Origin of the sequence: Actinoplanes ianthinogenes (assembly GCF_018324205.1) — a bacterium.
GTDB lineage: Bacteria > Actinomycetota > Actinomycetes > Mycobacteriales > Micromonosporaceae > Actinoplanes > Actinoplanes ianthinogenes.
Map to the genome: position 1 here is coordinate 6697701 of NZ_AP023356.1, position 14226 is coordinate 6711926.

13 protein-coding genes and 1 pseudogene are annotated in these 14226 nt (G+C 69.1%); 11 read left to right on the forward strand and 3 right to left on the reverse strand.

The window, feature by feature from the left end; translation table 11 throughout:
* The first annotated feature begins 5 nt into the window (after positions 1 to 5).
* The 9 genes from Aiant_RS30505 to Aiant_RS30545 all read left to right on the forward strand — a co-directional run bounded on the left by Aiant_RS30505 (position 6) and on the right by Aiant_RS30545 (position 9699).
* Positions 6 to 956: a branched-chain amino acid ABC transporter permease gene (locus Aiant_RS30505; RefSeq protein WP_189335787.1), complete on the forward strand. Its 951-nt coding sequence runs from the start codon at positions 6 to 8 to the stop codon at positions 954 to 956.
* On the forward strand, positions 953 to 2077 hold the full coding sequence (locus tag Aiant_RS30510; RefSeq protein WP_189335788.1) for a branched-chain amino acid ABC transporter permease: 1125 nt from the start codon (positions 953 to 955) through the stop codon (positions 2075 to 2077). Before Aiant_RS30505 ends, Aiant_RS30510 begins: the two co-directional genes overlap by 4 nt.
* A gap of 137 nt (positions 2078 to 2214) precedes the next feature.
* Positions 2215 to 2970, forward strand: a complete 756-nt coding sequence (locus Aiant_RS30515; RefSeq protein WP_189335838.1) for an ABC transporter ATP-binding protein — start codon at positions 2215 to 2217, stop codon at positions 2968 to 2970.
* Positions 2960 to 3670 carry an ABC transporter ATP-binding protein gene (locus Aiant_RS30520; protein ID WP_189335789.1) on the forward strand — a complete coding sequence of 237 codons (711 nt, stop codon included), beginning with the start codon at positions 2960 to 2962 and terminating at the stop codon, positions 3668 to 3670. Before Aiant_RS30515 ends, Aiant_RS30520 begins: the two co-directional genes overlap by 11 nt.
* Positions 3671 to 3698: 28 nt before the next feature.
* A complete protein-coding gene (locus tag Aiant_RS30525) occupies positions 3699 to 4598 on the forward strand; it encodes an ABC transporter substrate-binding protein (protein WP_189335790.1) in 900 nt (299 codons plus the stop codon).
* A gap of 13 nt (positions 4599 to 4611) precedes the next feature.
* A complete protein-coding gene (locus Aiant_RS30530) occupies positions 4612 to 5598 on the forward strand; it encodes an amino acid ABC transporter permease (RefSeq protein ID WP_189335791.1) in 987 nt (328 codons plus the stop codon).
* Complete coding sequence (locus tag Aiant_RS30535) at positions 5595 to 6356, forward strand: amino acid ABC transporter ATP-binding protein (RefSeq protein ID WP_280528214.1); 762 nt, start codon at positions 5595 to 5597, stop codon at positions 6354 to 6356. The genes Aiant_RS30530 and Aiant_RS30535 overlap by 4 nt, the downstream gene beginning before the upstream one ends.
* A 54-nt stretch (positions 6357 to 6410) precedes the next feature.
* On the forward strand, positions 6411 to 9107 hold the full coding sequence (gene polA / locus Aiant_RS30540) for a DNA polymerase I (RefSeq protein WP_189335792.1): 2697 nt from the start codon (positions 6411 to 6413) through the stop codon (positions 9105 to 9107).
* A 184-nt stretch (positions 9108 to 9291) separates the two neighbouring features.
* Positions 9292 to 9699 (forward strand): ArsR/SmtB family transcription factor, encoded by a 408-nt coding sequence (locus Aiant_RS30545; RefSeq protein WP_425322723.1) that lies wholly within the window; start codon positions 9292 to 9294, stop codon positions 9697 to 9699.
* On the opposite strand, the pseudogene Aiant_RS30550 reads toward Aiant_RS30545, so the two are convergent.
* The 3 genes and pseudogenes from Aiant_RS30550 to Aiant_RS30560 form a co-directional block, all read right to left on the reverse strand.
* A pseudogene (locus Aiant_RS30550) lies at positions 9699 to 10019 on the reverse strand (DUF3140 domain-containing protein); the annotation flags it as partial. The gene Aiant_RS30545 and the pseudogene Aiant_RS30550 sit on opposite strands and share 1 nt — an antisense overlap.
* On the reverse strand, positions 10012 to 10224 hold the full coding sequence (locus Aiant_RS30555; protein ID WP_189335794.1) for a hypervirulence associated TUDOR domain-containing protein: 213 nt from the start codon (positions 10222 to 10224) through the stop codon (positions 10012 to 10014). The gene Aiant_RS30555 and the pseudogene Aiant_RS30550, both read right to left, overlap by 8 nt.
* A 36-nt stretch (positions 10225 to 10260) precedes the next feature.
* Positions 10261 to 11076 (reverse strand): class I SAM-dependent methyltransferase, encoded by an 816-nt coding sequence (locus tag Aiant_RS30560; protein ID WP_229831290.1) that lies wholly within the window; start codon positions 11074 to 11076, stop codon positions 10261 to 10263.
* 322 nt (positions 11077 to 11398) lie between these two features.
* Here Aiant_RS30560 and rpsA point away from each other — a divergent pair, with 322 nt between their 5' ends.
* Together rpsA and coaE are read left to right on the forward strand one after the other, a co-directional pair.
* Positions 11399 to 12901 carry a 30S ribosomal protein S1 gene (gene rpsA / locus Aiant_RS30565; protein ID WP_189335795.1) on the forward strand — a complete coding sequence of 501 codons (1503 nt, stop codon included), beginning with the start codon at positions 11399 to 11401 and terminating at the stop codon, positions 12899 to 12901.
* 127 nt (positions 12902 to 13028) lie between these two features.
* Entirely contained in the window at positions 13029 to 14225 is a 1197-nt protein-coding gene (gene coaE, locus Aiant_RS30570; protein WP_189335796.1) for a dephospho-CoA kinase, read from the forward strand.
* Position 14226 lies beyond the last annotated feature (1 nt).

The window sequence follows — 14226 nt, forward strand, 5'->3', positions numbered from 1 at the left end:
CTCTTGTGAATTTCTCCGGTCTGATCCAAGACTTCGGGCCGCTGACGATCACCGGCCTGGAGCAGGGTGCCATCATCGCCCTGTTCGCCCTGGGCTACACCCTGGTCTACGGCGTCCTTCGGCTGATCAACTTCGCCCACTCCGAAGTCTTCCTCCTCGGCACCTACGCCGCCCTGATCTCCTGGGGCTGGTTCGGCCTGGACCAGAACTCGGCCACCCCCTCGGTCGGCGCAGTCCTCGGTTACCTGGTCCTCGGCATGATCGCCGCGATCGTCATCTCCGGCGTCACCGCGCTCGCGGTGGAGGTCGTCGCGTACCGGCCGCTGCGTAAGCGCAACGCGCCGCCCCTCGCCTTCCTGATCACCGCGATCGGCGCCTCGCTGGTCATCTCCGAGGTGGTCGGCGTGGTGACGCACCGCAACCCGCGGGGCGTCCCGCCGCTGATCAAGCCCTCGACGGTGTTCAGCATCGGCAACATGCAGGTCTCCAACCTGCAGATCCTGATCATCGGGCTGGCCCTGGTGATGATGTTCGCGCTGGACCGCTTCATCAACGGGTCCCGGCTCGGCCGCGGCATCCGTGCCGTCGCGCAGAACCCGGACAGCGCCGCCCTGATGGGCGTCAACAAGTCCCGGGTCATCGCCCTGGTCTTCCTGCTCGGTGGCCTGATGGCCGGCATCGCCGCGGTGATGTACGACCTGAAGGTCGGCGTGACCAAGTACGACGCGGGCTTCCTGCTGGGCATCGAAGCGTTCACCGCGGCCGTGCTCGGCGGCATCGGCAACCTGCGGGGCGCGCTGCTCGGCGGCCTCCTGCTCGGCCTGTTGCAGAACTACGCGGCCGGACTCTTCGGCACCCAGTGGCTGCACCTCGCGTCGTTCGTGGCCCTGGTGCTGATCCTGCTGTTCCGCCCGACCGGTCTGCTGGGCGAGTCTCTGGGGAGGGCGCGCGCATGAGTGCCATCGCTGAAAAGCCGGCCGCCGGAAGCGGCAAGAGCAGCCGCCAGCTGCGCGGGTGGCTGGGCCGTCAGCCCGCCCCGGTGCGCTGGCTGGTGATCATCGCGTTCGTCGCGGCGGCGTACCTGCTGCCGTACGTCGGTGAGGTCCCGCTGATCGGCCCGCAGATCGTCACCACCGGCGTGGACTGGTCCACCGTCCTGTTCGAGATGTCGTACTACGTGCTGCTGGCCCTCGGCCTGAACGTGGTGGTCGGCTTCGCCGGTCTGCTCGACCTGGGCTACGTCGGCTTCTTCGCCGTCGGCGCCTATGTCACCGCCCTGCTCACCTCGCCGGACAGCGTCCTGCACACCCAGTACGGCTGGGTGGTCGCGATCCCGGCCGCGCTGGCCGTGACGATGCTGGCCGGTGTCCTGCTGGGCTGGCCGACGCTGCGGCTGCGGGGCGACTACCTGGCGATCGTGACGCTCGGGTTCGCCGAGATCATCCGGATCATCGCCACCAGCGCCACCTGGGCCCGCGGTGACCGCGGTTTCTCCAGCATCCCGCACCCGCCGGGCAAGACGTCCGACGGCACCCCGATCTTCGGGGTCACCGACGCCATCCCGTACTTCTGGCTCGGCCTGACCGTGGTGATCGTGATCGTCTTCGGTGTCCGCAACCTCGACCGCAGCCGGGTCGGCCGCTCGTGGCTCGCGATCCGTGAGGACGAGGAGGCCGCCGAGATCATGGGTGTCCGGACGATCAAGTTCAAGCTGTGGGCGTTCGCCATCGGCGCGTTCATCGGCGGCCTGGGCGGCGTGATGTTCGCCGGCGAGACCGGCTTCATCAACTCGCAGACGTTCATCCTGCAGTTCTCGATCCTGGTGCTGGCCGGCGTGGTCATGGGTGGCTCCGGCAACATCGCCGGCGCGATCCTGGGTGGCGCGCTGATCTCGTACATCCCGAACCGGCTCCGGGGCATCCAGGGCCCGTTCGACACCGACCTGTACGAGTACCGGTTCGCGCTGTTCGGCGCGATGATCATCTTGATCATGGTGCTGCGGCCGCAGGGCCTGATCCCGAGCAGGCGGCGCGCGATGGAGCTCAAGGACCGCGAGAAGGAGGCTGCGCCGCAATGAGCGAGCCACACATCGAGACTCCGGAGGAGCTCGACCGCTTCAGCGCGGGCCCGGTGGACGAGGCCGCCTCGACGGGGCCGGAATCCGACGCGGCGCCGGCGGGTAAGTCGGCGCCGGACAGCGACGTGCTGCTGGAGATGGACAACGTCACGCTCCGCTTCGGCGGCGTGGTGGCGCTGAACGGGATCAGCTTCGCGCTGCGCAAGGGCGAGATCTTCGGCCTGATCGGCCCGAACGGCGCCGGCAAGACCACCTGCTTCAACGCGATGACCGGTGTCTACCGGCCGACCAGCGGGCAGATCCGGTTCCAGGGCCAGTCGCTGATCGGCAAGAAGAAGCACGAGATCACCCGCGGCGGGATCGCCCGGACGTTCCAGAACGTCCGGCTGTTCCCGGAGATGACCGCGCTGGAGAACGTGATGGTGGGCGCCGACGCCCACTTCAAGACCAGTGTGATCAGCGCGCTGTTCCGCCTGCCGCGGTTCTGGCGGGAGGAGCGCGAGGGCCGGGCCAAGTCGATGGAGCTGCTCCGCTTCGTCGGCATCGAGCACCGGGCCGGCGAGGTCAGCCGGAACCTCTCCTACGGCGAGCAGCGCCGGCTGGAGATCGCCCGGGCGCTGGCCACCAACCCGACCCTGCTCTGCCTGGACGAGCCGGCCGCCGGCTTCAACCCGGCGGAGAAGGAGGACCTGCTCGGCCTGATCCGGAAGATCCGGGACACCGGCGTCACCGTGCTGCTGATCGAGCACGACATGCGCCTGGTGATGGGCGTGACCGACCGGATCGTGGTGCTCGAGTTCGGCAAGAAGATCGCCGAGGGCACGCCGGCCGAGGTGCGCGACAACCCGGCGGTCATCGCCGCTTACCTGGGGGTGCCCACCGATGCTGCTTGAGCTGAAGGACGTCACGCTGCTGTACGGGCGGATCCAGGCCCTGCACGGCATCAGCCTGACCGTCGGCCAGGGCGAGATCGTGGCCCTGATCGGCGCCAACGGCGCCGGCAAGACCACCACGATGAAGGCCATCTCCGGCCTGCGCCCGATCGCCCAGGGCTCGATCGTCTTCGACGGTCAGGACATCACCAAGATGCGCGCCGACCTGCGGGTGGTGCGCGGGGTGTCCCAGTCGCCCGAGGGCCGGGGCGTCTTCCCGGGCATGACCGTCCGGGAGAACCTCGACATGGGCGCCTACACCCGGCGCAACAAGGCCGAGATCGCCCAGGACATGGACCGGGTGTTCACCCTGTTCCCGCGGCTCAAGGAGCGCGAGAAGCAGAGCAGCGGCACGCTCTCCGGCGGCGAGCAGCAGATGCTCGCGGTCGGCCGGGCGCTGATGAGCCGCCCCAAGCTGCTCCTGCTCGACGAGCCCTCGATGGGCCTCGCGCCGATGCTGATCCAGCAGATCTTCGACATCATCGTGGAGATCAACCAGCAGGGCACGACCGTGCTGCTGGTGGAACAGAACGCGCAGCAGGCACTCTCCCGGGCGCACCGCGCGTACGTTCTGGAGACGGGCCGGATCGTCAAGGAGGGCACCGGACAGGACCTCCTGACCGACCCCGCGGTCAAGGACGCCTACCTCGGCGTCGCCTGATTTCCTCGCACACCCCTTAGGAGTACCCATGTTCCGCATCACCCCCGGCCGGCGGGCGATCCTCGGCGTGGCCGTGGCGGCGGCGCTGACCGTGTCGCTGTCCGCCTGTGGCGAGGAGTCCGACACCGGCAGCACCGGTACCGCGCCGAGCGCGGCCGCCGACACCTCGCTCGCCGACAAGGTCCCCGCGAGCATCAAGTCGGCCGGCAAGCTGGTCATCGGCACCGACTCGACGTACGCCCCCAGCGAGTTCATCGACACCGACGGCAAGACGATCATCGGTTTCGACGTGGACCTGTTCAACGCGGTCGGCCAGAAGCTGGGCCTTAAGACCGAGTGGCAGACCGCCAAGTTCGACAGCATCATCCCGGGCGTCGGCAGCGGCAAGTACAACGTCGGCGTCTCGTCCTTCACGATCAACGCGGACCGGCTGAAGGAGGTCAACATGATCTCCTACTTCTCCGCGGGCACCCAGTGGGCGGCCAAGACCGGCGCCACGATCAACCCGGACGACGCCTGCGGCAAGAAGATCGCGGTGCAGACCTCCACGGTGCAGGCCGACGACATCGCGGCCCGGTCGAAGAAGTGCACCGAGGCCGGCAAGGCGAAGATCACCATCGACCAGTACCAGGCCCAGTCGGACGCCACCAACGCCGTGGTGACCGGCAAGGACGAGGCCATGCTGGCCGACTCCCCGGTGACGGCGTACGCGGTCAAGCAGACCGCCGGCCAGCTCGCCCTGCTCGGTGACATCTACGACTCCGCGCCGTACGGCTACGCCGTCGGCAAGGACCAGACCGAGTTCGCGAACGTCATCGCGGAGGCGGTCAAGGCGCTCATCGCCGACGGCACCTACAAGACGATCCTCGACAAGTGGGGCGTCGCGGCCGGTGCCATCGACGCGCCCGCGGTGAACCCGGCCTCCTGATCGTCGTCCGGGAATGACGCAAGAGACAGAGACCGCACGGGAACGGCCTGAGGCGATCAAGGCCGTGCCCGTGCGGCACCCCGGCAGATGGGTGATGGTCGCCGTCCTGACGGTGCTCGTCGCCATGTTCGCCCACCTGTTGCTGACCAACTCCGGGTTCCGCTGGTCGTTCATCTTCCTCGAGTACGCCCCGGGCAAGCGCGGCGTGATGTTCACCGAGCCGATCCTGCGGGGTCTGCGCGGCACGCTGCTGCTCACGTTCTTCTCGATGCTGCTCGGCATCGTGCTGGGCGTGATCATCGCGATCATGCGGCTCTCGTCGAACAAGGTGCTCTCCTCGGTGGCCTGGGTCTACACCTGGTTCTTCCGGGCCGCGCCGCGACTGGTGCTGGCGATCCTCTTCGGTAACCTCAACATCCTCTGGAGCCGGATCGGCTTCGGCTTGCCGTTCGATAAACAGATCGGCGCGCTGTTCGGCATCGACGACTTCAACGGGCAGTTCTTCAGCATCAGGTCGACCGACCTGCTCGCCGGGTTCGTGGCCGGCGTGCTCGCGCTGGGCCTGTCCGAGGCGGCCTACATGGCCGAGATCGTCCGGGCCGGCATCCAGTCGATCGACGCGGGGCAGAGCGAGGCGGCGGTGGCCCTGGGCATGTCCCGTGGCCAGGTGCTGCGCCGGGTGGTGCTGCCGCAGGCGATGCGGGTGATCGTGCCGCCGACCGGCAACGAGATCATCGCGATGGTCAAGGACACCTCACTGGTGGCCTACGTCCCGGTGGCCACGGAGCTGTTCTTCCAGATCCAGCAGGTCGAGGCCCGTACCTTCGTGGTCCTGCCCAGCCTGGTCGCCGCCCTGATCTGGTATCTGATCATCTGCAGCGTGCTGATGATCGGCCAGTACTTCGTGGAACGGCACTTCGGCAAGGGGTACGGCGCGGCCGGCAAGGCCAAGCAGCGGCTCCGGGACATCCAGGTCGAGCAGGGCGGGCGGATCACATGACCGAGATGGTGAAGGCGGAGAACGTCCACAAGTACTTCGGCTCGCTCGAGGTGCTCAAGGGTGTCGACCTGACCGTGCCGTCCGGCGGCGTGAGCTGCGTGCTCGGCCCGTCCGGGTCGGGCAAGTCGACGTTCCTGCGCTGCATCAACCACCTGGAGAAACTCAACGCCGGCCGGATCATGGTCGACGGCGAGCTGGTCGGTTATCGCGAGCGCGGCGGCAAGCTGCACGAGATGAACGAGCGGGACATCGCCAAGCAGCGGCAGTCGATCGGCATGGTGTTCCAGCGGTTCAACCTCTTCCCGCACATGACCGTCCTGGACAACGTCATGGAGGCGCCCTGCCGGGTGAAGCGGGAGAGCCGCGCCGAGGTCCGGGACCGGGCCCTGGCGCTGCTCGACCGGGTGGGCCTGGCCGAGAAGGTGGAGAACTACCCCGGTCAGCTCTCCGGTGGCCAGCAGCAGCGGGTGGCGATCGCCCGGGCCCTGGCCATGCGGCCCAAGGTGATGCTCTTCGACGAGCCGACCAGCGCCCTCGACCCGGAGCTGGTCGGTGAGGTGCTCGAGGTGATGAAGGGTCTGGCCCGGGACGGGATGACGATGATCGTGGTGACCCACGAGATCGGTTTCGCCCGGGAGGTGGCCGACGAGGTGGTCTTCATGGACGGCGGGGTCGTCGTCGAGAAGGGCCGGCCGGACGAGGTCATCGCGAATCCGCAGCAGGAACGCACCAAGGCGTTCCTGAGCAAGGTGCTGTAAGGCGGGCGGGGCGGTCGCCGTTTCTGTCGTACCCCGGGACTAGAGTTCCTGGACGTGAGTGACGACGCGACGACCCCCCGCCTGCTGCTGCTAGACGGTCATTCGCTGGCCTACCGGGCGTATTTCGCCCTGCCCGTGGAGAATTTCTCGACGGCCACCGGCCAGCACACCAACGCGGTGTTCGGCTTCACGTCGATGCTCATCAACATGCTGCGCGACGAGAAGCCGACCCACATCGTGGTCTCCTTCGACCTCTCCCGGAAATCCTTCCGCACCGAGAAGTACGCGGACTACAAGGCCGGCCGCTCGGAGACCCCGGCGCCGTTCCAGGGCCAGGTCAGCCTGATCCAGGAGGTCCTGGAGGCGCTGCGCATCCCGGTGGTGACCAAGGAGAACTACGAGGCCGACGACGTCATCGCGACGCTGGCGACGCAGGCCCGCGCGGCCGGCATGGAGGTGATCATCTCCTCCGGTGACCGGGACGCGTTCCAGCTCGCCGAGGAGCACGTCACCATCCTCTACCCGGTCCGCGGCGTCTCCGAGGTCTGGCGGATGACCCCCGAGGCCATCGAGGCGAAGTATTTCGTCCCCCCGTCGCGCTATCGGGACAAGGCCGCCCTGGTCGGCGAGTCCAGCGACAACCTGACCGGCGTGCCCGGCGTCGGCGACAAGACCGCCGCCAAGTGGATCAATGAGTACGGCGGCCTGGACGGCGTCATCGCGAACGTCGACAAGATCAAGGGCAAGGCCGGCGAGAGCCTGCGCGCCCACCTCGCCGAGGTCATGCGCAACTACGAGCTCAACGCGCTGATCCGCGACCTGGAGCTGCCGCTGCGGCCGGAGGACGTGCGCTGGCACGGCTGGGACCGCGAGGCCGTGCACCAGTTGTTCGACGCCCTCGAGTTCCGGGTGCTCCGCGAGCGGCTCTACTCCTACCTCGAGGCCGTCGAGCCCGAGGCCGAGTCCGGCTTCGACCTGGCCGGGCAGGTGCTGCGGGCCGGCGAGGTGGCCGGCTGGCTCACCGAGCACGCCGCGGCCGCCCCGGTCGGTCTCGCCGTCACCGGCTCCTTCGGCCGCGGCACCGGCCAGGTGACCGGCATCGCGGTGGCCACCGGCAGCGGCCCGGCCGCCTGGTTCGACCCGGCCGCCCTGGACGAGACGGACGAGCGCGCGGTCGCCGCCTGGCTCGCCGACCCGGCCCGGCCCAAGGTGATCCACGACGCCAAGCCGGCCCTGCTCGCGTTCCGGGCGCACGGCTGGGCGTTCGACGGCGTCACCACCGACACTGCCCTCGCCGCCTACCTGGCGAAACCCGACCAGCGCGGCTACGACCTCACCGACCTGGCGCTGCGTTACCTCAAACGCGAGCTGAAGGTCGACGCGCCGGACGACGGCCAGCTCGCCCTCTCGTTCGACGGCGACGGCCAGGACACCGCGGCCGAGGAGGGCGTGATGCTGCGCGCCCGGGCCACCCTCGACCTGGCCGACGTGCTCACCGCCGAGCTGTCCCGGGACGGCGGCGCGTCGCAGCGCCTGCTCGCCGAGGTGGAGCTGCCGCTCGCGGTGGTGCTCGCCGAGATGGAGAGCAAGGGCATCGCCGCCGACACCGGCTACCTCTCCGAGCTGGAGGCGACCTTCGCCGCCGAGGTGAAAGCGGCCCAGCAGGCGGCGCACGAGGTGCACGGCCGGGAGTTCAACCTGGGCTCGCCCAAGCAGCTCCAGGAGATCCTCTTCGTCGAGCGCAACCTGCCCAAGACTCGGAAGATCAAGTCGGGGTACACCACCGACGCGGACTCCCTCCAGGACCTCTTCGCGAAAACCGAGGATCCGCTGCTGGCCCACCTCCTGCGGTACCGCGACATGGCGAAACTGAAGTCGACGGTGGACGGGCTGCTCAAGTCGGTCTCCGACGACGGGCGGATCCACACCACGTTCAACCAGACGGTGGCCGCGACCGGCCGGCTGTCGTCCACCGATCCGAACCTGCAGAACATCCCGATCCGCACGGAGGAGGGCCGGCGGATCCGCCGGGCGTTCGTCGTCGGCGGCGAGTTCGAGCAGCTGATGACCGCCGACTACAGCCAGATCGAGATGCGGATCATGGCGCACCTGTCGAAGGACGAGGCGCTGATCGCGGCGTTCAACTCCGGCGCCGACTTCCACGCCGCGACCGCCTCCTCGGTCTTCCACGTCGAGCTCGACCAGGTCACCGCCGACCAGCGCCGCAAGATCAAGGCGATGAACTACGGCTTGGCGTACGGTCTGAGTTCGTTCGGCCTCTCCAACCAGCTGACCATCTCGAACGACGAGGCCAAGGCGCTGATGGAGGAGTACTTCCAGCGCTTCGGCGGCGTGCGCGACTACCTCAAGGCCGTGGTGCTCCAGGCCGGCAAGGACGGCTACACCGCGACCATCCTGGGCCGCCGGCGGTACCTGCCCGACCTGAGCAGCGACAACCGGCAGCGGCGGGAGATGGCCGAGCGGATGGCGCTGAACGCGCCGATCCAGGGCTCGGCCGCGGACATCATCAAGGTCGCCATGCTGAAGGTGGACGCGGCGCTGCGCTCGTCCGGGCTCTCCTCGCGGATGCTTCTCCAGGTGCACGACGAGCTGGTGTTCGAGGTGGCGCCGGGGGAGCGGGACGCGCTGGAGGAGCTGGTCCGGCGGGAGATGGGCGGGGCCTATCCGCTCTCCGTGCCGCTGGAGGTCTCGGTCGGCACCGGCCGCGACTGGAACGGCGCCGACCACTGACGGCCACGCCGCGCGCGGCGGCCGTCCCCGCGACGGTCCCGCGCGTGGCCGGGCGCCACGGGTGGGTGATGGTTGGCGGTTTTTGGGCTCGTTCGGGCGTCTCGGCGGAGTTTCGGGTACCCCGGGGGCTTCGCGGCTTGCTCCGATCTGCCACGCTGGACCGATGTCGAGCCGATCGATGTCGATGGAGCAGACCGTTCATCCGGCCGTGCCGCGCCTGACCAGCTCGGTTGTCGGCATGACGAATCCGTCCGTTCCACCCGACGTCGTCTCGGTCTCGGTGGACGGCGTCGGCCTGACCGTCGCGCCGTTGCCGGCGTCGAGCGCGACCGAGTTCGCCGCGATGTTCAAGGCGCTCGGCGATCCGGTCCGGCTGCGGCTCCTGTCGATGATCGCCTCGGCGGCCGACGGCGAGATCTGCGTCTGCGACCTCAGCAGCGCCTTCCACCTGACCGGCCCGACCATCTCGCACCACCTGCGGATCCTGCGCGAGGCCGGCCTGGTCGACAGCGACCGCCGCGGCACCTGGGTCTATTACCGCGCCGTCCCGGCCACCCTGATCCTGCTCGCCGGCCTGCTGCACGCGACCTAGCCCTTCAGCGGGTCGTGTCCCCAGTTCATCAGGGAGTACCGCCACTTCGTCTCGGTGACGTCGCCCTCCGGGCGCTGGGCGAGGTGGCGGTGCACGTAACCGACGACCTTGCGCATGTGCTCCTCGTCCGCCTCGCTGAGGGCGGACTTCTTCTTGCCCAGCAGCTGGACGATCTTGCGACCGGAGTCGTGGCCGACCGACTCGGCGCCGGCCGAGGCCTTCTGCCCGACGTCCTTCGACTCGTCGGTGCCGAGCCACTTCTTCAGGTCGGCGGCGCTCATGTTGACCGCTTCGCGGAATTCCGCGTACGTGTCAGCCATGCTTCAGCGCCCCCGGCTTGTGCACCGCGTCCTTGCCGGTCTTGTCGCTCCGGACGCGGTACTGCGGGTCGTCGGAGGACGCCGCCACGGTGCGCCCGGCCGCCTCGGTCCGTTCGGTGATCTTCTGCTCGACGGTGCCGTGCACGTTCTCGCCGTGGCTGCGCCAGGTCACCTTGTCGCCCTTTGTCAGGTCTTCATCGGCCATGACCAGGGCAATACCCGGTCCGGCAGGAGAGAACCGTCAGCGGGCCGGCAGGTCGCAGACGAAGATGGCGGTGCCGGGGAAGAGCCGGCCGCGCAGCGGGCTCCACTGGCCCCAGGTCTCCTCGTGCCCGGCCGGCCACTCCGGCTCGACCAGGTCGCGCAGGACGAAGCCGGCCGCCACCAGCTCGCGGATCCGGTCGCCCAGAGTCCGGTGCTGCTCCAGGTAGGTGAGCCGGCCGTGCTCGTCGCGCTCGACGTACGGCGAGCGGTCGAAGTACGAATTCCGGGCGAGCAGGCCGCTCTCGTCGGGCTCGTCCCAGAAGACCCAGCGCATCGGGTGTGTGACGGAGAACACCCAGCTGCCGCCGGGACGGAGCACCCGGGCCACCTCGCGCATCGCGGCGGCGGAGTCGGCCACGAACGGGATGGCGCCGAAGGCGGTGCACACGATGTCGAACGACGCCGGCCGGAACGGTAGGGCGAGGGCATCCGACTGGACGAGCGGTACGCGTACGCCGGACCTGGCGGCCGCGGCCTGAGCGTGCCGCAACATGCCCGCGGACAGGTCCATCGCGACCGCGCGGGCGCCCTGCGACCGCAACCACCGGGCGCCGGCGGCGGCGCCGGCGCCGAGCTCCAGGACATCCTTGCCCCGGACGTCACCCAGCAGTCCCGCGTCGGCCTCGCGCAGCCGCTCCGGGCACCAGACGAAATCGACGTCGCCGAGGAAGGCTCCGTGCTCGTCCTGATAGTCGTCCGCGTCGAGATCCCACCAGGATCGGTTCGCGTGGCGCGTCTCCTCCTCGGTCACCCGGCGGGGGGAGGTCGGCTCGATCGTGGGGATCTCGGTCACTCGACCACGGTACGGCAGGCGTGTCAGCCGTCCTGATTCGGCTCAAAACGGGCATGATGACGGGTTCCGTCCGAACAATGTGCCGCGGTCCTCAGGAGGGCTTGCAACCTGTGGTAATGCGCACGGTAAGCTAGTCGATGCGCTCGCGGAACGTGTGCCTCGGCAGGGAGCAGGTTCCACGGTCGCCGGTCCCGGCATGATCGACTGGTAATGATCTGACTGCTCCTCGGTTGGTTCTCTCGTTCGTTCGTGCCGCTTCCAGCGGCAGTTCCGCCGAGCGCGGGAGACACCACGAATCCATCCGTTCGGAGCAACTGTCCACATGACGAGCAGCATCGAGGCCACCTCGAGCGCCAACCGTGTCACCGTCGACGACCTCGGCTCTGAGGAAGCTTTCCTCGCAGCCATCGACGAGACCATCAAGTACTTCAACGACGGCGACATTGTCGAAGGCACCGTCGTCAAGGTCGATCGGGACGAGGTCCTGCTCGACATCGGCTACAAGACCGAGGGCGTCATCCCCTCGCGCGAGTTGTCGATCAAGCACGACGTGGACCCCGCGGAAGTGGTGTCGGTCGGTGACCACATCGAAGCCCTCGTCCTCACCAAGGAGGACAAGGAAGGTCGCCTGATCCTCTCGAAGAAGCGCGCTCAGTACGAGCGTGCCTGGGGCACCATCGAGAAGATCAAGGAAGAGGACGGCGTCGTCCGCGGTTCGGTCATCGAGGTTGTCAAGGGTGGTCTCATCCTGGACATCGGCCTCCGTGGCTTCCTGCCGGCCTCCCTGGTCGAGATGCGTCGTGTCCGCGACCTCCAGCCGTACGTCGGCCGCGAGCTCGAGGCGAAGATCATCGAGCTGGACAAGAACCGGAACAACGTGGTTCTGTCCCGCCGCGCCTGGCTCGAGCAGACGCAGTCCGAGGTTCGCACCGAGTTCCTCAACAAGCTCCAGAAGGGCCAGGTCCGCAAGGGCGTCGTGTCCTCGATCGTCAACTTCGGTGCCTTCGTGGACCTGGGTGGCGTGGACGGCCTGGTGCACGTCTCCGAGCTCTCCTGGAAGCACATCGACCACCCGTCCGAGGTCGTCGAGGTCGGCCAGGAGGTCGAGGTCGAGGTTCTGGACGTCGACCTGGACCGCGAGCGCGTCTCGCTGTCGCTGAAGGCGACGCAGGAGGACCCGTGGCGTCAGTTCGCCCGGACCCACGCGATCAACCAGATCGTGCCGGGTAAGGTCACCAAGCTGGTTCCGTTCGGCGCCTTCGTCCGCGTGGACGACGGCATCGAGGGCCTGGTGCACATCTCCGAGCTGGCCGAGCGTCACGTCGAGCTGCCCGAGCAGGTCGTCCAGGTGGGCTCCGACGTCCTGGTCAAGGTCATCGACATCGACCTGGAGCGTCGCCGGATCTCGCTGTCGCTCAAGCAGGCCAACGAGGGCTTCGTCGAGGGCGAGGAGCACTTCGACCCGACCCTCTACGGCATGGCCGCGACGTACGACGCCGAGGGCAACTACATCTACCCGGAGGGCTTCGACCCGGAGACGGGCGAGTGGCTCGAGGGCTTCGAGAAGCAGCGCGAGACGTGGGAGAAGCAGTACGCCGACGCCCGCGAGCGCTGGGAGGCCCACACCAAGCAGGTGCAGGCGTCCCGCGACGCCGACGCCGAGGCCGCGCTCAACCCGGCTCCGGCCGGTGGCGTGACCACCTCGTCGTCGACCACCTCGAGCTCGTCGGCCCCGGCGCGCTCCGCCGAGGAGCCCGCGGGCACCCTGGCCACCGACGAGGCTCTCGCCGCCCTGCGCGAGAAGCTGGCCGGCGGCAAGAGCTGACCAGTCCGGTTGCTCCGGTAAGCAGCACCTGAGAAAGACCGTCCCGGCCTCGGCCGGGGCGGTCTTTCCGCATTTCCGGCCCCGGCCGTTCGCCGAGTCGTGACCCCGGGACGGAATACTGGGCCGCATGCTGAAGGTCGGTCTCACCGGTGGTATCGGCGCGGGCAAGAGTGCCGTGGCCACTCGGCTCGCGCAGCTCGGCGCGGTGGTCGTCGATGCCGACAGGCTCTCCCGCGAGGTGGTCGAGCCGGGCACCGACGGGCTCGCCGAGATCGTCGACGCGTTCGGGTCGGGGGTGCTCACGCCGGAGGGCGCGCTGGACCGGCCCGCGCTCGGCGCCAAGGTCTTCGGCGACGAGGCGGCCCGCCGCCGGCTGGAGCGGATCATCCACCCGCGGGTCCGGGCGCGCACCGCCGAGATGATCCAGGACGCGCCGGACGACGCGATCGTGGTGAACGACGTTCCGCTGCTGGTGGAGACGGGACTCGCTCCGACGTACCAGCTGGTGGTCGTGGTGGCGGCGGACCGTGAGGTGCGGGTCCAGCGGTTGGTGCGCGATCGTGGCATGTCGGCGGCCGAGGCCGCCGCCCGGATCGGCGCGCAGGCCGACGACGCCACCCGCGAGGCCGCCGCCGATGTCCTGCTGCCGAACGTGGCTGATCTCACAACGCTGCACGCCCGGGTGGACGCGCTGTGGCACGACCGGCTGGTGGAGTTCGAGCGCAATGTCCGGCTCGGCGTCGCGGCCCGCAAGTCGCCCGCGCTGAGCGTCGTGGCGCCCGATCCGGCCTGGCCGCAGGCGGCCGCCCGGCTGATCGCCCGGATCCGGCATCATCTCGGCGACGCCCTCGGCTCCGCCGAGGTGCATCACATCGGGTCGACCGCGGTGCCGGGTCTGCCGGCCAAGGACATCATCGATCTCATGCTTTCGGTACGCACTCTGGACCAGGCCGACGCGCTCGCCGGCCGTCTCGCCGCGGCCGGTTTCCCGAGCCGCCCGGGCGAGTGGACGGACAGCGCGCGGGGTCTGTCCGGGGAGACCTGGCCGAAACGGATGCACGGCTCGGCCGATCCGGGCCGGCCGGTGATCCTGCACGTGCGGGTGGCCGGGTCGCCGGGGTGGCGGTTCGCGCTGCTGATGCGGGATCACCTGCGTGCGGTGCCGGAGGCGCGGGACGCCTACGCCGCGGCGAAGGCCGAGCTGGCACTGCGGTTCGCCGACCGGGCGGGGTATGCGACGGCCAAGGAGCCGTGGTTCGACGAGGAGGCGCGGGCCGCGGACGACTGGGCCGAGGCCACTGGGTGGCAGCCGCCCGCTTTTTGAT